The 19,517-nt window shown below is 71.0% G+C and carries 18 protein-coding genes; 9 read left to right on the top strand and 9 right to left on the bottom strand.

Annotation, left to right across the window (positions count from 1 at the left end):
• Positions 1 to 7: 7 nt before the first annotated feature.
• The 3 genes from ACZ6O0_RS21145 to ACZ6O0_RS21135 are packed head-to-tail and all read right to left on the bottom strand — an operon-like array spanning position 8 to position 3,885.
• Positions 8 to 2,092: an iron ABC transporter permease gene (locus tag ACZ6O0_RS21145; protein WP_465766653.1), complete on the bottom strand. Its 2,085-nt coding sequence runs from the start codon at positions 2,090 to 2,092 to the stop codon at positions 8 to 10.
• Positions 2,089 to 3,060 (bottom strand): ABC transporter substrate-binding protein, encoded by a 972-nt coding sequence (locus ACZ6O0_RS21140; RefSeq protein WP_465766652.1) that lies wholly within the window; start codon positions 3,058 to 3,060, stop codon positions 2,089 to 2,091. Before ACZ6O0_RS21140 ends, ACZ6O0_RS21145 begins: the two co-directional genes overlap by 4 nt.
• Positions 3,061 to 3,069: 9 nt before the next feature.
• Positions 3,070 to 3,885, bottom strand: coding sequence for an ABC transporter ATP-binding protein (locus tag ACZ6O0_RS21135; RefSeq protein ID WP_465766651.1), 816 nt, complete (start codon positions 3,883 to 3,885; stop codon positions 3,070 to 3,072).
• Between the two features lie 93 nt (positions 3,886 to 3,978).
• Here ACZ6O0_RS21135 and ACZ6O0_RS21130 point away from each other — a divergent pair, with 93 nt between their 5' ends.
• On the top strand, positions 3,979 to 4,911 hold the full coding sequence (locus tag ACZ6O0_RS21130) for a GntR family transcriptional regulator (protein ID WP_465766650.1): 933 nt from the start codon (positions 3,979 to 3,981) through the stop codon (positions 4,909 to 4,911).
• Between the two features lie 33 nt (positions 4,912 to 4,944).
• A complete protein-coding gene (locus tag ACZ6O0_RS21125; protein WP_465766649.1) occupies positions 4,945 to 5,820 on the top strand; it encodes a hypothetical protein in 876 nt (291 codons plus the stop codon).
• A 117-nt stretch (positions 5,821 to 5,937) separates the two neighbouring features.
• On the opposite strand, the gene ACZ6O0_RS21120 is transcribed toward ACZ6O0_RS21125, so the two are convergent.
• Positions 5,938 to 6,891: an NAD-dependent epimerase/dehydratase family protein gene (locus tag ACZ6O0_RS21120; RefSeq protein ID WP_465766648.1), complete on the bottom strand. Its 954-nt coding sequence runs from the start codon at positions 6,889 to 6,891 to the stop codon at positions 5,938 to 5,940.
• Between the two features lie 130 nt (positions 6,892 to 7,021).
• Here ACZ6O0_RS21120 and ACZ6O0_RS21115 point away from each other — a divergent pair, with 130 nt between their 5' ends.
• Complete coding sequence (locus ACZ6O0_RS21115; protein ID WP_465766647.1) at positions 7,022 to 7,696, top strand: SDR family NAD(P)-dependent oxidoreductase; 675 nt, start codon at positions 7,022 to 7,024, stop codon at positions 7,694 to 7,696.
• A gap of 87 nt (positions 7,697 to 7,783) precedes the next feature.
• Positions 7,784 to 9,289: an LCP family protein gene (locus ACZ6O0_RS21110; RefSeq protein WP_465766646.1), complete on the top strand. Its 1,506-nt coding sequence runs from the start codon at positions 7,784 to 7,786 to the stop codon at positions 9,287 to 9,289.
• Here the strand turns inward: ACZ6O0_RS21110 and ACZ6O0_RS21105 are convergent.
• Positions 9,286 to 9,450: a hypothetical protein gene (locus ACZ6O0_RS21105; protein WP_465766645.1), complete on the bottom strand. Its 165-nt coding sequence runs from the start codon at positions 9,448 to 9,450 to the stop codon at positions 9,286 to 9,288. The genes ACZ6O0_RS21110 and ACZ6O0_RS21105 overlap by 4 nt on opposite strands.
• A gap of 189 nt (positions 9,451 to 9,639) precedes the next feature.
• Here ACZ6O0_RS21105 and ACZ6O0_RS21100 point away from each other — a divergent pair, with 189 nt between their 5' ends.
• From ACZ6O0_RS21100 to ACZ6O0_RS21085, 4 genes are all read left to right on the top strand, one after another.
• A complete protein-coding gene (locus ACZ6O0_RS21100; protein ID WP_465766644.1) occupies positions 9,640 to 10,017 on the top strand; it encodes a YciI family protein in 378 nt (125 codons plus the stop codon).
• Positions 10,018 to 10,156: 139 nt separating this feature from the next.
• On the top strand, positions 10,157 to 11,419 hold the full coding sequence (locus tag ACZ6O0_RS21095; RefSeq protein ID WP_465766643.1) for an RNA polymerase sigma factor: 1,263 nt from the start codon (positions 10,157 to 10,159) through the stop codon (positions 11,417 to 11,419).
• A 70-nt stretch (positions 11,420 to 11,489) separates the two neighbouring features.
• Entirely contained in the window at positions 11,490 to 12,263 is a 774-nt protein-coding gene (locus ACZ6O0_RS21090) for an alpha/beta fold hydrolase (RefSeq protein WP_465766642.1), read from the top strand.
• On the top strand, positions 12,260 to 13,048 hold the full coding sequence (locus ACZ6O0_RS21085; protein ID WP_465766641.1) for an alpha/beta fold hydrolase: 789 nt from the start codon (positions 12,260 to 12,262) through the stop codon (positions 13,046 to 13,048). The genes ACZ6O0_RS21090 and ACZ6O0_RS21085 overlap by 4 nt, the downstream gene beginning before the upstream one ends.
• Positions 13,049 to 13,094: 46 nt before the next feature.
• On the opposite strand, the gene ACZ6O0_RS21080 is transcribed toward ACZ6O0_RS21085, so the two are convergent.
• Both ACZ6O0_RS21080 and ACZ6O0_RS21075 read right to left on the bottom strand, forming a co-directional pair.
• Positions 13,095 to 13,721 (bottom strand): superoxide dismutase, encoded by a 627-nt coding sequence (locus ACZ6O0_RS21080; RefSeq protein ID WP_465766640.1) that lies wholly within the window; start codon positions 13,719 to 13,721, stop codon positions 13,095 to 13,097.
• A gap of 221 nt (positions 13,722 to 13,942) precedes the next feature.
• The gene (locus ACZ6O0_RS21075) at positions 13,943 to 14,746 is read right to left on the bottom strand and encodes an alpha/beta fold hydrolase (protein ID WP_465766639.1); all 804 of its coding nucleotides are present in this window, start codon (positions 14,744 to 14,746) and stop codon (positions 13,943 to 13,945) included.
• 104 nt (positions 14,747 to 14,850) lie between these two features.
• Between ACZ6O0_RS21075 and ACZ6O0_RS21070 the strand changes: the two genes are divergently transcribed.
• Positions 14,851 to 17,838 carry a glycine--tRNA ligase gene (locus ACZ6O0_RS21070; RefSeq protein ID WP_465767066.1) on the top strand — a complete coding sequence of 996 codons (2,988 nt, stop codon included), beginning with the start codon at positions 14,851 to 14,853 and terminating at the stop codon, positions 17,836 to 17,838.
• Here ACZ6O0_RS21070 and ACZ6O0_RS21065 read toward each other — a convergent pair.
• Positions 17,822 to 18,811 (bottom strand): GDSL-type esterase/lipase family protein, encoded by a 990-nt coding sequence (locus ACZ6O0_RS21065; RefSeq protein ID WP_465766638.1) that lies wholly within the window; start codon positions 18,809 to 18,811, stop codon positions 17,822 to 17,824. The genes ACZ6O0_RS21070 and ACZ6O0_RS21065 overlap by 17 nt on opposite strands.
• Entirely contained in the window at positions 18,808 to 19,503 is a 696-nt protein-coding gene (locus ACZ6O0_RS21060) for a GntR family transcriptional regulator (protein ID WP_465766637.1), read from the bottom strand. Before ACZ6O0_RS21060 ends, ACZ6O0_RS21065 begins: the two co-directional genes overlap by 4 nt.
• Between the last annotated feature and the right edge of the window lie 14 nt (positions 19,504 to 19,517).

The raw sequence follows: 19,517 nt of genomic DNA, 5'->3' as shown, positions 1-19,517 counted from the left end.
CACGAAGTCAGCGGGCCGGGACCCGGGTCCGCCACAACAGATAGACGAAGTACGGCGCCCCGATCAGCGCGGTCAGGAGTCCGGCCGGGATCTGCGCCGGAGCCAGCAGGGTCCGGCCGAGGCTGTCCGCGAGGCTGACCAGGATCGCGCCGAGCAGCGCCGCGACCGGCAGGATCCGGGCATGCCGTCCGCCGACCAGCGCGCGGGCCGCGTGCGGTGCGACCAGTCCGACGAAGCCGACCACGCCGATCGCGGAGACGGCGGCCGCCGTCAGCAAGGCGGCACAGACCAGCGCGGCCAGCCGCGTCCGCTCGAGGCGTACGCCGAGGATCCGCGGTACGTCGTCGTCGAGCGCGAGCAGGTCGAGTTCACGCCGGGCATGGACGATCAGCGGGGTGAGCACGAGCAGCGCGATCGCGACCGGCGCGACCTGGGGCAGCGTCCGTCCGTAGGTGCTCCCGGACAGCCAGGTCATCGCCAGGCTGAGGTTCCACGGGTCGGTCGCGACGATCAGCAACGTGATGATCGCGGTGGCCGCGGACGAGACTCCGACGCCGATCAGCACCAGCCGGTCCGAGCTCAGACCGCCTCGCCAGGACACGACGTAGACCACCGCGAAGGTGACCAGCGCGGCGAACGCGGCCATGCCGGACAGCAGCCAGATGCTTGCCGACGGCAATAGGATGAGCGTGGCGACGGCACCGACCCCGGCGCCGCCGGTGATTCCGAGGATTCCCGGCTCGGCGAGCGGGTTGCGGCACACCGCCTGCACCGTCGTACCCGCGATCGCGAGCGCCGCGCCGCACAGCACGGCGGACACGACCCGGGGGAAGCGCTGGTCGAGGACGTAGGTGATCGCACGGCCCGAGCGGCCGTTGATCCAGTTGACGACATCGCCCGTACGGAGGAACGCGTCACCGGCCAGCATCGCCGCGACGGCGGCGACGGCCAGCAGGACGACGAGCGCGGCCGTGACGATCCAGAACGTACGGCGGCTGCGCAGGCCCGAGCTCGCACCGCCGGGGGATCGGCTCGGACCGGAGTCCCGGAAGCGCCGGGCGAGCCAGATCAGAACGACCGCGCCGACCACCATCGTCATGATGCCGGTCGGGATCTCGACGCCGGCCTGGCCGCCGAAGGCCGCCCGCAGCACGACGTCGGACGCGAGGACGATCAGTACGCCGGCCAGCCCGGACAGCGGGAGCAGCACGCGGTGCCGGAGGAGTCCCGGGACCAGGGGAGCGACCAGGCGGACGAGGACCGGTGCGACCAGACCGACGAAGCCGACCGGTCCGGCGACCGTGACCGCGGCCGCGGACAGCAGCACCGTGATCAGGGTGATCAGTACGCGGACCCGCCGTACGTTCACGCCGAGCACCGACGCGGTGTCGTCGCCGAGGGCAAGGATGTCGAGCTTCGAGGCCAGCAGCAGGGCGGCGACGATGCCGATGGCAACGATGGGGGCCATCTGGGTGACCGCGTGCAGGTCGGTCTGGACCAGCGTGCCTGCACCCCAGGCGAATGTGCCGATCGTCTCCTCGCGGTACAGCAACAGCAGCAACGTGGTCACGCCGGCCAGCGCCATCGCGACGGCCGAGCCGGCCAGGATCAGCCGGGTCGGTCCGGACGAGCCGCCCGCGGACAACGCCAGTACCAGAACAGCAGCCGCCAGCCCGCCGAGGAAGGCAACTCCTCCGGCCGGAAGCACGGGCAACGGGATCCCGAACGCGGCCACCACCACGACCGCCAGGTACGCCCCAGCATTGACCCCCAACGTGTCGGGCGAGGCGAGCGGGTTGCGGGCCAGCGACTGCAGACCGGCACCGGCCACCCCGAGCGCCACACCGACGAGTACGCCGGCCAGCAGTCGAGGCAACCGCGATGCGACGAGAACGTTGGCCGCGTCGTCGGACCCGTGCCCGACGAGCAGCCGGAGCAGGTCCCCGGCGTTCACCGACGACGTGCCCTGCGTGAGATGAACCCCGGCCAGCACGACAACCGCGATCGCCGCAAGCAAGAACACCCCAGCAACCCGAACCCGCCGCACCGACTGCTGGACGACAGCAGCCGGAGCGGTGGTGACCTGGGTCAAGAGGTGACTGCCTGGACGGCGGCGTCGATGTATTGCTCGGTGGACTTGGGGCCGCCGAACATCCAGATGCCGTCGGGGAGCCGGTGCACGTTGCCGCTCTTCACGAACGGCAGGTTCTTCCAGATCGCGTTCCCGGCCAGGTCACCGCCGAACACGTCACCGCCGTCGTTCTTGTTCGCGATGTAGAGGAAGCTTCCGTCCTTGAGCTTGGTCAGCCCCTCGAGGTCGGTCTGCGCCAGCCCGTAGTCCTTGTCACCGGCCCCGGCCCAGCCGTTCTTCAGCCCCAGCTCGGTGGTGACCGCGCCGAGCAGCGACCCGGTGGTGTACATCCGGATCGAGATCGTGCTGCCCTGCTTGTAGCCGTCGGCCATCGTGAAGCCCTGCCCGGCCTTGCCGGCGTCGCTGATCTTCTGCTTGCCCTCGGCAAGCGCCTTGTCGAAGTCGGCGTTGATCTGCCGGGCCTCGTCCGCCTTGCCGACCGCCGAGCCGATCAGCTCGAGGTTGGTCTTCATCTGCGGGATCGCGTTGGCCGCGTCCGCGCCGCGGATCACCAGCACCGGTGCGGCCTTCTCGATCTGCGCGATCGTGTTCGCCGCCTCGTCGGTGGTGGTGACGACCAGGTCCGGGTTGAGCGCGACGATCGCGTCGACGCTGGCCTCACCCCGGGTGCCGACGTCCTTGACCGACGGGTCGAGCTCGGCCGCGGTGACCCAGTTCGTGTAGCCCTTGGTGTCGGCGACGCCGACCGGCATCACGCCGAGGCTGACCAGGTTCTCGGCCGCGCCCCACTCCAGCGCGACCACCTTGGTCGCCGGCGCCTTCAGGTCGACCGTCTTGTTCCGCGCGTCGGTCAGCGACACCGGCTGGGCGGCGGCCTGGCTGGTGTTGTCGGACGCGGCGGGCTCACTGGTTCCGCACGCCGTCAGCGCGAACAGGGCGGCAGCGATCAGGGCAGTGGTTCGTCTCATCAGATGACCTCAGATTGTCGTGGCGCGGGACAGGTGTTTGCCGATCGGGCGGGTGGTGACCAGGCCGGTGGCCGGGTCGGTGCCGACCTCGATGGGGATGCCGTAGGTCTCGGTCAGGGCGTCGGCACGCAGGACCTCCTCCGGCGTCCCGGTCGCACGCACTCGCCCCTGATCGAGTAGTGCGATCCGGTCCGCCACCGCGGCGGCCTGGTTCAGGTCGTGCAGGACCACGCCGACGGCCACCCCGTGCTCGTCGGCGAGTTCCCGCATCAGGTCGAGGATCTCGATCTGGTACCGCAGGTCGAGGAACGTGGTCGGCTCGTCGAGCAGCAGTACGCCGGTGTCCTGGGCCAGGCAGGTCGCCAGCCAGACGCGCTGCAGTTCGCCGCCGGACAGTTCGTCGACGGCGCGGTCGGCCATCGAGGTCACGCCGGTGACCTCCATCGCGTGATCGATCGCCCGGGGGCCGTCCGCGTCGTCGTTGCGCCAGCGGCTGCGATGCGGGTGACGCCCGTACCCGACGACGTCGCGGACGCTGACCCCGTTGGGCGTCGGTCGCGACTGGGAGAGCAGCGTGACCTTGCGCGCGAACTCCTTCGCCGACAGGTCGAGGGCGTTGCCGCCGTCGGGGAACGTGATCCGGCCGGCGTCGGGGTGATGGAGGCGGGCGAGCGCGCGCAGCAGCGTCGACTTGCCGCTGCCGTTGGGTCCCACCAGCGCGGTCACACTGGCCGCCTCGATCCGCAACGAGGCGCCGTCGACCACGCGCCGGCCGTGATACCCGAGCTGGAGGTCGTCGCCCGTCAGCCCCACCGATTCCTGCATGGGCAGAGGATAGCCTTACCTAACCTGACCTGTCAGGCGCAGGATGTTGAACTAGTGCGCGTACGATGTATGCGTACTAGCTCGGGAGGGTTGATGGGCGAGGCGCCGTACCAGCTGATCGCGGCCGAGATCCGGCGCCGGATCGAGGCGGGGGAGCTGCGGCCGGGGGACCGGGTGCCGTCGACGCGGGCGCTCGTCCGCGACTTCGGGGTGGCGATGGCGACCGCGACGAAGGCGTTGCAGGCGCTGCAGCAGGAGGGGCTCGTGCACCCGAGCCCGGGCGTCGGGACCGTGGTCGGTCCGCCGCCGCGCGCCACCCGGGCCGGTGCTGTCCCGCAGCGCGCGGCGCAGCTGGACGGCGGCGGGCTGGATCTGCAGCGGGCCGAGGTTGTCCGGATGGGCATCGCGATCGCGGACGCCGAAGGGCTCGGCGCGTTGTCGATGCGGCGGATCGCGGCCGAGCTCGGGGTGTCGACGATGGCGCTGTACCGCTACGTCGGTGGCAAGGACGCGCTCGTCCTGCAGATGGTCGACACCGCGATCGCGGAGTACCCACTGCCGCGCAAGCGGGCGGCCGGTTGGCGGGACGTGGTCGCGACGGTGGCGCGGTCGCAGTGGGCGGCGTACCGGGCGCATCTGTGGCTGGCGAGCGCGATCAGCCTCGGCCGGCCGCAGCTCCTGCCGAACCTGCTCCCGCACACCGACGCCGTCCTGCGCGCGCTCGGCCGGGTCGACAAGACCGACGCGCTGTACGCCGCCATCAGCGTGTTCGCGTACGTCCGCGGGGTCGCGCTGGCGATGGAGTCCGAGGCGCACGCCGAGCAGGACACCGGGCTGACCGCGGACGAATGGGTCGAGCGGCAGGGCGACCAGCTGGCCGCGCTCGTCACCGCCGGGAACCTGACCGGGTTCCGCGACCTGCTCGCGGACGACTTCGACTTCGACTACGACCTGGACCGACTGTTCGAGTTCGGTCTCGAACTGATCCTGGACGGCCTGGAAAGACGCTTCACGCGGCTACGCTGAGTGCCGAGGGGGTCGACCGAGGCGGAGGTGGCGATGGAGCCGGTGTTCGCGCCTGACGTGCCGGCCGGCGTACGGCGGTTGTACGAACGCCGGCCCGAGTTGTTCGTCCCGGCCGACGCGCCGCGGCCGAAGCGGGAGACCTCCTGGTCGGTCGCGCCGGGCAACACCTTCGGCACGCTGCTGGTGTGGATCGCGGTCTGCGTCGGCGGGTGGATCCTGGCGCTGATCATCATGGCGGCGACGCTGCCGGCCGAGGTCGCCGCGTGGGCCGCGCTGGCGCTGGCCGGGATCGCGGTGGTGGCGACCGCCGGGATCCTGGCGAAGTCGATGCTGGAGGACGGCGGGCACAAGGCGGTCCGGTTGCAGCACGGCAAGTACCTGCTGCCCGCGGACTTCGACGACGACGCGGCGCGGCTGCTCGGCCGGGCCCAGCGCGCGGTCAAAACGGTGCTCGAGGCAACAGTCACCCGGCGCGGGCTGCTGGACGACGTGAAGAACGAGCTGGTGCTGCCCGAGCAGCTCTGGGACATCGCTGTCGTGCTGCGGGAACAGACCGCGTTGCGGGCCCGGCAGCGGGACGTGGCGCGGGGGATGGCGACCGCCGAGCTGGAGGCCGTCCTCGGGCCACAGCGGCGGGCGCTCGCGCTCTCCGTGGACGCGATCAAACGCAAGGTCGATCTGCTCGTGCGGTACGCCGACCGGGTCCGCTCCGCCGACGCTGCCCTGCGCGCCGAGGCGGCGCTGGAGGACGGCGACCGCTACCTCGAGCTCCTCGCCCGCACCGAGCCGGCCGGCGACACCTCAGTCGTCCAAGGCTTCACCGACGAAGCCACCGCCCTCAAAGAAACCCTCACCCGAACCATCAACGCCGCCCGAGACGCGGGCCGCACCCTCGCCCTCCCGGAGTAAGAGGCGGGCCCGGCCGGGGGTGGGGTGGGCGGCTGCACACTCGCCCTCCCGGAGGAGGTGCCCGGTCCTGCGGGCCCGGCGGGGTGGGGTGGGCGGCGGAACACTCGTCCTCCTGGGCTACCTGCCGGCGAGGAGGGTGGTTTCTTCTTCGGGGGTTAGGCCGAAGCCGAGGTCGGGTTCGCCGCGGGTCTGGTCCCAGGTGCGGAGGTCGGCGATGGTCTGGCGGACCGGGGTGACCGGCAGGCCGGCGGCTCGTGCCTTGGCCGGGTTGCGTCGCCGCTCGCCCCACTCGGTCTCGGGTTCCACCAACGGGAAACGCGGCGGTACGGCGTCCGTCGGCACCGGCACCAACTCGACCGTGGTGCCACCCAGCTCGGCCGAGATCTCGATCAGCTCGGCGATCGTGGTGAACGGACCGACCGCGTTGAACGCACCCGACCGCTCATCCGTGATCAGCTGGACGATGAGCCGCCCGAGGTCCCGGCTGTCCGTCAGCTGCAGCGGCTGCTCCGGCTTCGTCGGCAACGCGACCCGGCCACCCCGGGCGCCACGTCGTACCCAGTAGAGGACGGTGCTCGCCGTGTCACCGGGACCCGTCACCCGTCCCGGGCGGACGATCGTCGCGCGGTCGCCGTACCGCTTGAGGATGTCGTCCTCGCAGGCGACCTTGCAGGGGCCGTAGGTCTCGTTCGTGAGGACGTCGGCGGCGCGCATCGGCGGGCGCCGGGCTGCGGTCTCGTCGGTGCCCGCCGGCAGATCGCGCACGTAGACCGCGTGGCTCGAGATGAACACGTACCGCCCGACCCGATCGCCGAGCACATCCATCGCCTCGTCGACCTGCTTGGTCTGGTACCCGCTCAGATCGACGACGGCATCCCACTCACCGGTCCGCAGCGCGTCGTAGTCGCCGGTGTCCCGGTCCCCGACCAGCTGCGTCACCTCCGGCGGCAGGTCGGTCCCAGACTTGCCCCGACTGAAGGACGCAACCTCGGCGCCATGTGCCAGTGCATCGGCCATCGCCGCGCGCCCGACAAACCCGTTCCCACCCAGCATCAGAATCCGCACAACCATCCAACCTATCCCTGGGCAGTCGACCGCCGCGACCGGATTAGGCTGCGGCCATGAACGAGCGAAGCGAGTTCATCAGAGAGCACAGCCGAAATCGCGCCTCATCGGCGCCCGGAGCTAAGCGAGGACGTCGATGAGCTTCACCGTGGTGGTTGCCGGCGGCACTGGGGCACTGGGCGTCGCGGTGACCGCCGAGTTCGTGCGGGCCGGTTGGCGCGTCGTCGTTCCCGGGCGCAGCGAGGACTCCCTCGCCCGGCTCGGCACCGATCCGGCGCTGAACCCGGTGATCGCGGACCCGTTCGACCCGGCCGGTACGGCGGACGTCGTCGCGCTGGCCACCTCCGACGAGAACGCGCCGCTGACCGCGCTGGTGAACCTGGTCGGCGGCTTCGCCTCCGGCGCGCGGGTGCACGAGACCCCGATCGAGGACTTCGAGGAACAACTCCGGCTCAACCTGCGCCCGACGTACCTGATCACTCAGGGGGTGCTGCCGCACCTGCTCGCCGCCGGCGGTGGAGCGATCGTGTGTACGTCGAGTGGCGCGGCGCAGCGCCCGTTCTCCGGGGCGGCCGGGTACATCACCGCGAAGGCCGGCGTGATCGCGTTCGCCGACGCCCTGCACGCGGAGTACGCACGCGATCGCATCCGGGTGAACACCATCCTCCCCGGCACCATCGACACCCCGGCCAACCGGTCCGCGATGCCGAAGGCCGACACCACCAGATGGACCCCGCCCGAGCGGATCGCCACCGTGATCCGGACCCTGGTCGAGGTCGACGGCTTCGCGGGTGCCCATCTGTCCGTATGACAACCGATTGACCCTGTAACACGTCTGAGGAGGTACAGGTGCGGGTACTTGACGCACACTGGATCTGGGGACGGCGACAGGGGAGCCATGGGGAGAACTGCGCGCGCGGCAGCCAAGCGACCACGGTCGATGCCGAAGCTGCTGAGTCTGACGCTCCTGGGCGCACTGTTGCCGGGACTCGGACTGATCGTCGGCGGGCGCCGGCGGATCGGTGCGTTCATCCTCACCCTCAGCATCGGCCTGGTCGGACTCGGCGTGTACGTCGCGGTGACCCGGCGGGAGCAGGTCCTCGCGGCGGCCGTCGTACCGAGCCGGCTGCTGATGACGTCGGTGGTCATCGCGGCCGTGGCGTCCGTCTGGATCGTGGTGATCGTCGCCTCGCACCGGTCGTTGCGTCCGGCAACAGGTGGGGCCGGCGGCCGGGCGATCGGGGCGGTGTTCGTCGGCATCCTGTGCTTCGCGATCGCGGCCCCGGCGGCGATCGGCGTCCAGAGCGTGCTCGCGCAGCGCACCCTCGTGCAGGACGTGTTCCAGGCACAGGCGGAGAGCAAGAGCGCGACCCGGCCGACGGTGGTCAACGTGAAGGACCCGTGGGAGGACCGGCCCCGGCTCAACCTGCTGCTGATCGGCGGTGACGACGCGCCGAGCCGGGTCGGCGTCCGGACCGACACCGTGATCGTGGCGAGCATCGACACCAGGACCGGCAACACGGCGCTGGTCTCGCTGCCGCGGAACCTCACCTTCATGCCGTTCCCGGCGGACTCGCCGCTGCGCAGGATCTACCCGCAGGGCTTCGGCAAGGAAGGTCTCAGCCTCGACGGCCGGCTGGAGTGGATGCTGACCGCGATGTACCAGAACATCCCCGATGCGCACCCCGGCATCCTCGGCCCGTCCGACAACGAGGGCGCCGACGTGCTGAAGCAGTCCGTCGGCGAGGCGATCGGGCTGAAGCTCGACTACTACCTGCAGGTCAACCTCCAGGGCTTCCCGGAGCTCGTCGACGCGATCGGCGGGATCAACGTCAACGTCAACGAGCGGGTCGCGATGGGCGGGATCAGCAGCTCGCACATCCCGCCGTCGGAGTGGATCGAGCGCGGGCCGAACCAGCATCTGGACGGCCGGCACGCGCTGTGGTTCGCCCGCGGGCGGTACGGCGCCGACGACGACCAGCGGCAGGTCCGCCAGCGGTGCGCGATCAAGGGCATCGTCGACGCCGCCGACCCGCAGACGCTGGTGACGAAGTACAAGGCGATCGCCAGGGCCGGTCAGCATCTGCTGCGCACCGACATCCCGCAGGAGCTCCTGCCCGCGCTGGTCGAGCTCGCGCTGAAGGTGAAGTCGGGGACCGTCTCCAACGTCACCCTCGACGCGTCGAAGCTGAAGCTGAAGTACCTGCACCCCGACTACGACGCCCTGCGCGACACCGTCGAGAACGCACTCGAATCCGACCCCGCCCCGGCGAGTACGCCGACCACCCCGGTGGCCCCGAAGTCGACCAAGAGGACGATCGCCCCGCCGGCGACGCCGCCGGGCCCGACCCAGAACCTCGTCGACGCCTGCGCCTACCACCCGGACGGCGACCAGCCGAACTAGACCGGCCGCACTAGATGGGGCGGCCGAACAGCGCCTCGGCGGCCGCGGCCAAGTGCGTGCCCGGCCGACCGGAGCATCGCGATCAGCGGGTGCTCGCCGGCGTACTCCGCCCAGTCCTCGAACACCAACTGGTGCAGCAGCTTGGCCGGGAGCTCCTCCACCGGCCCGTCCGGCAGGACGCGAGGCCGTCGGACCCGTCCCGGGCGAAGCGGAGTCGCGAGCTGTCCAGCAGCCGGGCGCGGGTCGCCTCCCGATCCCGCTTGTATTGGTCTGACACCGGGTGTCGATCTGGTGGTGGGCCGGTCGACGTGAGAGTAAGAGATCGACCGAGACGACGAGGAGCGGGTGCGATGCGCTACATGATCATCAACAAGGCGGACGCCGACAGTGAGGCGGGCCGGTTCCCGGCGCCGGAGGTGGCCGAGGGGGTCGGCAAGGTCGTCGACGACCTGTCGAAGGCCGGTGTCCTGCTGTTCGCGGAGGGTGTGCACCGCAGTTCGCTCGGTGCCCGGGTGAAGGTCGAGGACGGCAAGCGCACGGTCACCGACGGCCCGTTCGCCGAGACCAAGGAGCTGATCGGCGGCGTGATCGTGGTCGAGGTCCGCAACCGCGACGAGGCGGTGGAGTGGGCCGCCCGCCTGGCCGAGGCCCTGGGCAACGAGGTCGAGGTCCGCCGCGTGGTCGAGGAGGCCGACTTCGCCCCCGACTCCGACCTCTACACCGCCTAGCCTGCCCCCTCACCTGGAGGGTTGCCCCCGAGATTCCGAGTGGGCAACCCTCCGACTCGCGGGCTGCCCCCTGAGGTGGAGGGTTGTGCCGGGCGAGGGGTGGGTTGCTGTTGGACCGGGTGTGTTGTTCTATCGGCGGGTGACAGTTACGGAGGCGGCGGGGGCGGTCGACGCGGTCTGGCGGATCGAGTCGGCCCGGATCATCGCGGGTGTCGCGCGGATCGTGCGGGACGTGGGGCTGGCCGAGGAGCTGGCCCAGGACGCGCTGGTGGCGGCGCTGGAGCAGTGGCCGGAGTCCGGCGTACCGAACAATCCGGGTGCCTGGCTGATGGCGATCGCCAAGCGGCGTGCGATCGACCTGATCCGGCGCAAGGAGACGTACCAGCGCAAGCTCGCCGAGATGGGCCACGAGCTGGAGATCGACGGCGACAGCGTCGAGGACGACGTGGAGGCGATCCTCGAGGACCACATCGAGGACGACCTGCTGCGGCTGGTGTTCACCGCCTGCCACCCGGTGCTCACGACGGACGCGCGCGTCACGCTGACGCTCCGGCTGCTCGGCGGCCTGAAGACCGACGAGATCGCCCGGGCGTTCCTCGCGCCGGAGCCGACGATCGCCCAGCGGATCGTCCGGGCCAAGCGCAACCTCGCGAAGGCGAACGTGCAGTTCGAGGTGCCGGCCGGGGACGAGTTGCTCGAGCGGTTGTCGTCCGTACTCGAGGTTGTCTACCTGATCTACAACGAGGGCTACTCCGCGACCGCGGGCGACGACTGGATGCGTCCGGCGCTCTGCAACGAGGCGATGCGGCTGGGCCGGCTGCTGGCGGAGCTGATGCCCGACGAGCCTGAGGTCCACGGCCTGCTCGCGCTGATGGAGCTCCAGTCGTCCCGCGCGAACGCACGGGTCGGTCCGGAAGGTGAGCCGGTCCTGCTGCTCGAGCAGGATCGCCGGCGCTGGGACCGCCTGCTGATCCGCCGCGGCCTCGAAGGTCTGGACCGTGCCTGGGCGCTGGAGAAGCCGCCCGGCCCGTACCTCCTGCAGGCCGCGATCGCCGCCTGCCACGCCCGCGCCGCCGACCCCGAGGACACCGACTGGGCCCGGATCGCCGGCCTGTACGCCGTCCTCGCGCAGGTCACGCCGTCACCGGTCGTCGAGCTCAACCAGGCGGTCGCGATCTCGATGGCGTTCGGCCCGCAGCGCGGCCTGGAAGCCGTCGATGCGCTCGCCGACGACCCGTCCCTGAAGGACTACCACCTGCTCCCGAGCGTCCGTGGCGACCTGCTCTTCAAACTCGGCCGCCTCGACGAAGCCCGGACCGAGTTCGAGAAGGCCGCCGCCCTCACCCGCAACGAACGCGAACGCACCCTCCTCCTCGAACGCGCCGCCGCCTGCGTGACCTAGGTCACACGGGGTCGATTCGGATGGTCGTCGTACGACGCCGTGGTGAGACCCATCAATCAGGAGGAACACCATGGAGAAGGTCACCTCGGCGGACGGCACCGCCATCGCGTACGACCGGCTCGGCAACGGACCCGCGGTGGTCCTCGTCTGCGGCGGCTCGGTGGACCGGATGTCGAACGCCCCGCTGGCAGCGCTGCTGGCGCAGGAGTACAGCGTCTACAACTACGACCGTCGTGGTCGCGGCGACTCCGGCGACGGCGCCGAGTACGCGATCGAGCGTGAGTTCGAGGACCTGGACGCGATCTTCGCCGCGACAGGCGGCGCGGCCCACCTGTACGGGACGTCGTCCGGTGCCGCGCTCGCCCTGCTGGCGACCGCGGCCGGCCGGCCGGTGAACAGGCTCGCGCTCTGGGAGCCGCCGTACATCCTCGAAGGCACCCGGAACCGGCCGCCGGCCGACACCGCGTCGATCTACCGCGCGTTCGTCGCCGAGGGTCGCCGGGACAAGGCCGCCGAGTACTTCATGGCCGAGGTGGTCGGGCTGCCGGCCGAGTTCGTCGCGATGGCGAAGGAGTCGCCGTGGTGGCCGGCCCAGGAGGCGATCGCGCACACCCTGGCCTACGACGCGACCGTGATGGGCGACTACTCGATCCCGGCCGAGGCCGGCTCGGTGAGCGTGCCGACCAGGGTGTTCACCGGCGGCGCGTCGGAGGAGTGGATGAAGCTCGGCAACCAGGCCGTGGTGGCAGCGATCCCGAACGCGACCGGCCGCGTCGTCCCCGACCAGCAGCACAATGTGGACCCGGCCGCGCTGGCTCCCTTCCTGAAGGAGTTCTTCGCATGACCAACACTGTGGTGTCCAAGGACGGTACGACGATCGCCTACGACCAGCGTGGCGAGGGACCGGCCGTGGTCCTGGTCGACGGTGCCCTCTGCGGGCGGGCCCAAGGCCCCATGCCCGACCTCGCCGAGACCCTCGCGCCGAGCTTCACGGTCTACAACTACGACCGGCGCGGCCGGGGTGGATCCGGCGACACGGACGCGTACGAGGTGGATCGCGAGATCGAGGATCTCGCCGCGGTGATCGAGGTCGCGGGCGGTTCGGCGTACGTCTACGGCTCGTCGTCCGGGGCGGCGCTGGCGCTGCGGGCCGCGGCGGCGGGGGTGGCGATCGAGAAGGTGGTCGCGTTCGAGCCGCCGTTCGTGGTGGACGACAGCCGTCCGCCGATTCCGGCGACCTGGGTCGAGGACCTCGAGGCTCGCGGCCCGGCGGACGCGGTGAAGTACTTCATGACGACGGTGATCGGCCTGCCCGGCCCGTTCGTCGCGATGATGAAGCTGATGCCGGCCTGGAAGCAGCTGAAGGCGATGGCGCCGACCTTGCCGTACGACGCTCGCGTGGTCGGCGGCAACGTCGCCGGCAAGCCGCTGGACGCGTCCCAGTGGGCGGCGATCGGGATCCCGGTCCTGGTGGTCAACGGCGGCAAGAGCCCGGGGTGGATGAAGACCTCGGTCCGCGCGCTGGCCGGCGCCGTACCGGGTGCGGAGCACCGCGAGGTCCCCGGTCAGAACCACATGATCAAGACGTCCGCGATCGCCCCGGTGCTGACCGGGTTCTTCACGAACTGAGCGTGGGGTCCGGCGAACCGACGGCTCACCGGACCCCGAAGCGCTGTCAGGCCCCGGCGATCAGACCGGCGGCGCCGCTGCGGGCGGCGTCGAAACGCGCCTGCGCGTCGCCCCAGTTCACCACGTTCCACCAGGCCTTCACGTAGTCCGGCTTCACGTTCTTGTACTGCAGGTAGAACGCGTGCTCCCACATGTCCAGCATCACGATCGGGATCTGCCCGGCCGGCAGGTTGCCCTGCTGGTCGTACAGCTGGTGCACGAGCAGGCGGCCGGCCAGCGCGTCCCAGCCGAGGATCGCCCAGCCGGAGCCCTGGATCGTGGTGGCGCTGGCGGTGAAGTGGGCCTGGAAGGCGTCGAACGAGCCGAAGTACTCGTCCAGCGCCGCACCCAGCTCGCCGTCCGGCTTGTCGCCACCGTCCGGCGACAGGTTCTTCCAGAAGATCGAGTGGTTGACGTGCCCGCCGAGGTTGAAGGCGAGCGACTTCTCCAGCCCGACGATCGCGCCGAAGTCGCCCTTCTCGCGGGCCGCGGCCAGCTTCTCCAGGGTGTCGTTCAGGCCGTTGACGTAGGTCTGGTGGTGCTTGGAGTGGTGCAGCTCCATGATCTCGCCGGCGATGCTCGGCGCCAGTGCGCCGTAGTCGTAGGGGAGGTCGGGAAGCGTGTACGTGGTCAACTCTGCTCCTTCGTCGGGGCCCGGAGAGGGCCGATATCTCCGATGTCCTGTTTCAGCGGCACCAGCTTGAAACTTCAACCACGGTTGAGGTCAAGGCGCCACGCGGTGGATCGGGCGAGGTGGCACCTCCGACCAGTGCCCGGCGCGACCGCTTTGACACCCGCGCACGCACCGGACACCCCCAGCTTCACATACTCCACCGCAGGACCCACGAGGGAGTCTCACCTCACGGTGAGGACCGCCCGCAGAGCGGTCGCGAACGGCTCCGGGCGGTCCACGAAACCGGTGTGGTCGCCCGGGAAACGGGTCGGTGCGATCCCGAGCCGTCCGGCGAGCGCGGTCGAGGTCCGGTCGCAGAGCTGACCCGTCGACTCCTCGCCGATTCCGATCACGATCCGTACGCCGGTGCCGCGCAGGGTACTCACGTCCGGGAGCCAGCTGACCGACTCCCGCAGTTCGTGGCCGAACCAGAACCGCTCGTCGGCGACCTGCTGCGGATCCCGTTCGCCGCCGAACATCTGCTCGATCATGCCGTCCGGCACCTGGATGTTCGCGATCGCGAAGAACTGCTTCCAGGCGCCGATCACGTCCCCGGCCAGGTAGTCGGCCATCATCCGCTCGGACGCCGCGAGCAGCTCGTCGCCGTCCTCCACCAGCCGGTCCAGCGGCGGCTCGTGGGCGATCACCGTGCTCACCACCTCCGGGTGGGCCTGGGCCAGCGCCAGCACGCTGACCGCTCCGCCGCTCGACCCGAGCGCCGTCGCCGGACCCAGGTCCACGTGCCGGATCAGTCGCGCCAGGTCGTCGGCCCGCTGCCCGGGTGTCGACGTACCGCCGCTGCTGAGCTTGCTCCGTTTCACCCCGCGCGGGTCCGTGGTCAGGACCGTGAAGTCCGCCGCCAGCAGCTCGGCCAGGGGTGCGAACGCGTCCGCGTTCATGGGTGCGCCGACCAGGACCAGCAACGGCCCGGAGCCGCGCAGCTCGTAGTACAACTCCGCCTCGGGAACCACCAATGTGTTGTCCATACCCCCTCCACGAACGACCGACGGCCGGATGGACGGACCGGGGCTAATAGACTTCGTGTCCTGAACCCCCTCCGGAAGATCGCACGAGGTTTGTTGTGCTCACGATGCAGGATGCGCTGCTCGCGCTGACGAAGTACTGGACCGACCGGGGCTGCATGGTCGTGCAGCCGTTCAACACCGAGGTCGGGGCCGGGACGCTGAACCCGGCGACCATCCTGCGCGTGCTCGGTCCCGAGCCGTGGCGGGTCGCGTACGTCGAGCCGAGTGTCCGGCCCGACGACAGCCGCTACGGCGAGAACCCGAACCGCCTGCAGACCCACACCCAGTTCCAGGTGGTGCTCAAGCCGGACCCGGGCAACCCGCAGGAGCTGTTCCTGTCCAGCCTGGAGGCGCTCGGCGTCGACATCCACGCCCACGACGTCCGGTTCGTCGAGGACAACTGGGCCAACCCGGCGACCGGGTCCTGGGGGCTCGGCTGGGAGGTCTGGCTGGACGGGCTGGAGATCACCCAGTTCACCTACTTCCAGCAGGCCGGCGGGATGACGCTGGACCCGGTGTCGGTGGAGATCACCTACGGCATCGAGCGGATCATGATGGCGCTGCAGGGCGTCTCGCACTTCAAGGACATCGCCTACGCGCCGGGCATCTCGTACGGCGAGGCGTTCGGCCAGGCCGAGTACGAGATGAGCCGGTACTACCTCGACGACGCCGACGTGGAATCGCAGAAGCGTTTGTTCGAGGAGTACGCGAACGAGGCCCGCCGGATGATCGACGACCGGCTCCCGGTGCCCGCGCACATCATGGTGCTGCGCTGCTCGCACACGTTCAACGTGCTCGACGCCCGCGGCGCCGTGAGTACGACGGAACGCGCCAAGGCCTTCGGCCGGATGCGGACCCTGGCCCGCGAGGTCTCGCGGCTGTGGGCCGAGCGCCGGACCGAGCTCGAGCACCCGCTGGGGATCGCCGAGCTGCCCGCGCCGGCGCCGGTGCCGACCGAGTTCCCGGTCACCACTGGGACCCGGCAGCTGACCTTCGAGATCGGCACCGAGGAGATGCCGCCGTCGGAGGTCACCAAGACCGCGGAGGCCGTGAAGACCGCGCTCACCGAGAAGCTGGCCGCGACCCGGCTCGGGCACGGCGACATCACGACGTACGCGACGCCACGCCGGGTGGTCGCGTTCGTCGCCAGTGTGCAGGCCGGTGAGCCGGACGCCGAGCGCGTGGTGCGCGGCCCGCGGAAGTCGGCCGCGTACGACGCCGACGGCAACGTGACCAAGGCCGCCGCCGGATTCGCCCGCGGGCAGGGTGTCGACGTCAGCGAGCTGCACGACCTGGACGTCGACGGCGTCGAGTACGTCGCGGTGACGAAGCCGGACCCGGGTCGCGGGGCGGCCGAGGTGCTGAGCGGCGTGCTGAGCGAGATCGTCAGCGGGCTGCGGTCGGACAAGAACATGCGCTGGAACGACGCCAAGCTGTCGTTCACCCGGCCGATCCGCTGGCTGGTCGCGCTGCTCGGCGACCAGGTCGTCCCGGTGTCGGTGTCGAGCCTGGCCTCCGGCCGGATCACCCGCGTTCACCGCAACGCCGCGCAGCCGAAGGTGGAGATCGCCGCGGCCGAGGGGTACCTGGACCTGCTCCGGATCCACGGCATCGAGGCCGACCCGGCGCGGCGGCGCGAGCAGATCGTGACCGCGGCGCGCGAGCTGGCCGCGGGCGTCGGCGGCACGGTCGACGTCGAGGGCGAGTCAGCCCTGGTCGACCAGATCGTGAACCTGGTCGAAGAGCCGACCGCGATCCTCGGCGGTTTCGCGGCCGACTACCTGGACCTCCCGGGCGAGATCCTCACCACCGTGATGCGCAAGCACCAGCGCTACCTGCCGGTCCGCGACGCGGACGGCAAGCTGCTGCCGCATTTCGTTGCCGTTGCCAACGGTGCGGTCGAGGAGGACGTGGTCCGCGGCGGCAACGAGGCCGTCCTGCGGGCGCGCTACGAGGATGCCGCCTTCTTCTGGCGGGCCGACCTCGAGACCTCGCTCGAGGACATGAAGAGCGAGCTGGAGAAGCTGGCCTTCGAGGAGCGGCTCGGGTCGATGGCGGACAGGGCCGGGCGGATCGGCCGGATCGCGCTCTCGCTGGCGTCGAAGGTCGACCTGAGCGAGGACGACCTGACCACGCTGCAGCGGGCCGCGGAGCTGGCGAAGTTCGATCTCGGGTCGCAGATGGTGGTCGAGCTGACCAGCCTGGCCGGCACGATGGCCCGGGAGTACGCGCGCCGGGCCGGCGAGACCGAAGCGGTCGCGCAGGCGCTGTACGACATGGAGTTGCCGCGGTCGGCCGGTGACCCGGTCCCGTCGACGACTCCGGGCGCGCTGCTCGCGCTGGCGGACCGCTTCGACCTGCTGGCCGGGCTGTTCGGGATCGGTGCGAAGCCGACCGGCAGCTCGGACCCGTTCGCGCTGCGCCGGGCGGCCGCCGGTGTGGTCGCGATCCTGCGCGAGCACCCGGAGCTGCGGGCGATCACCCTCGAGCAGGGCCTGCACGCCGCCACCGCGGAGATCGGTGCCCAGGGCATCGACGTACCGGCGGAATCGCTCGACGAGGTGGCCGAGTTCACCGTCCGGCGGTACGAGCAGCAGCTGCTCGACCGGGGTGACGACCACCTCCAGGTCGCCGCGGTGTTGCCGTTGGCAACGGCTCCGGCGGTCGCGGACGAGACGCTGTCGTCGCTGCGGGAGCTGGTCGGCAACAGCGACTTCGCCGACCTGGTCGCGGTGCTCCAGCGGGTCCGCCGGATCGTCCCGGAGGGGACCGAGCCGTCGTACGACGCGAGCAAGCTGACCGAGCCCGCCGAGGTCGTCCTGCACGAGGCCGTCCAGAAGGTCGGTCAGGCGCCGACCGCGCTGGCCGACTTCGTCAGTGCCGCGTCGGTCCTGGTCGAGCCGGTCACCACGTTCTTCGACGAGATCCTGGTGATGGCCGAGGACCCGGACCTGCGTGCCGCCCGGCTCGGCCTGCTGGCGACGATCAGTCAGCTCGCCGCCCCGGTCCTGGACTGGCAGGCGCTCGGCACGAGCCTTACTGCGGGAGAGTGAGCAGACCGGCGAGGCGCTCGCCGATCAGCCGGTAGCCGTCGGGCCCTGGATGCACATCGTCTGCATACAGGGCCCGAGCTTCGTCCACGCTCAGGATCGTCCGGCCGTCGATCACCTGGACCGCGGGGTCGGTCCGGGCGCCGAGCTCGACGCAGTCGCGGACGTCGTCGAGGGTGAGGCCGACCGCGTTCGGTTTGCCCTCGCGGTCCGGGGCGACCAGCGGGGTGATCACGACGACGGGGGTCTCGGGATGACCGTCGCGGACCGTGGAGATGAAGGCCTCGATCTGGCCGGGGAGCGTCCGGCCGCTGAAGGTCGCGCCGCCGTGGATATTGACGCCGAGACACAGTGAGATCAGCCGGGCCGGGAGGTCGCGGATCGTCCGCGCGGCGATCGGATCGAGGTGGCACTCACCGGCGAAACCGAGGGAGACGCAGTCCCAGCCATGGTGCCGGGCGACCAGCGCCGGCCAGGTCTCCGACGGTCCGTACGCCCCGCCGGCTTGGGTGATCGAGCTGCCGTAGGTGATCCACCGCGGCCCGGCCGGCGCGAGCGGCTCGGCCTCACCGTCGAAGGTCAGGCCCCGGATCCCGATCATCCCGGCCTGCGGTAGCCAGATCTCGACCTCGACCGGGTGACCCGGCAGATCGACGGCCACCCGTTGCTCGCCCTCGAGCACCGCACACCGGCGGTGCAGCTCGCCGTCCACCAGGACGTCGACGGGCGCGATGGCTTTGGCGATACCGCGTGCGGCCCGGATCTCCAGTCCGACCGAGGTGGCCGACGTACGCCAGGATCCGCGCACTCCGGCGGGGGTCGCGGCGCGCTCCCACAGACGGTGGCCCGGGCGATCCGGGGATCCGGTCCAGTCGGACAGGCGGAAGTCCTGGCCGCGGGGGTCGAGCCGCCAGAACGTCGTCCAGCCGTCCGCGTCGACCTCGCGATACTGGAACCCGGTCCACCGGTCGCTCATGGTCGGCCTCCTCGGATGCCCCGGAGTGACCGGGCGACGGGTTGATCGGCGGCGGACGTGAGGCGGTCGACCGCGCGCGCACCGAGACTCGCGTCCACGTGGGCGAGCATGACCGCGGCGGCGGTATCGGAATCCCCGGCCGCGATCGCCTCGACCATCGCGCGGTGTTCGGTGTGGGTGCGGTCCAGGTCCTCCTCGGTCCGGCCGTTCTCGAGAGCAAGCCTGCGGTACCGGTCGGCTTTGTCCCACAGCCCGTCCAGGGTCTGGACGAGCATCTGGTTGTGCGAGGCCGAGTAGATCGCCACGTGGAACCGCCGGTGGGTGAGCAGCTCGACCGGCCCGGGGTCGGTCCGCAACGGCAGCAGCTCGTCGGCCGTCGCCCGGATCAGCGCGAGGTCCTCCCGAGTACGCCGTTCCGCCGCCAGGCCGGCCGCCAACGGGTCGAGGGACCGGCGGATCTCGATCAGGTCCCGGGCCTCCTCGGCGGTCAGCCGGGTGACGCGCGCGTCCCGGTGCGCGTCCAGCTCGACCAGACCCTCGGTCATCAGCCGGCGCAGCGCCTCCCGCAGGGGGGTCGTGCTCACGCCGAGCTCGCTGGCGAGCGCGGCCTGGGGGATGACCGCACCCGGCACGAGGTCGCCCCGCAGCACCTGCTCGCGGACGAGCTCGTAGGCAACCTCCGCCTTCGTCACCGGCTCTCCCTTCG

The organism is Kribbella sp. NPDC048837 (assembly GCF_055586945.1).
The sequence above is the reverse complement of the archived record's forward strand: the minus strand, read 5'-3'. Positions and strand labels throughout refer to the sequence as shown.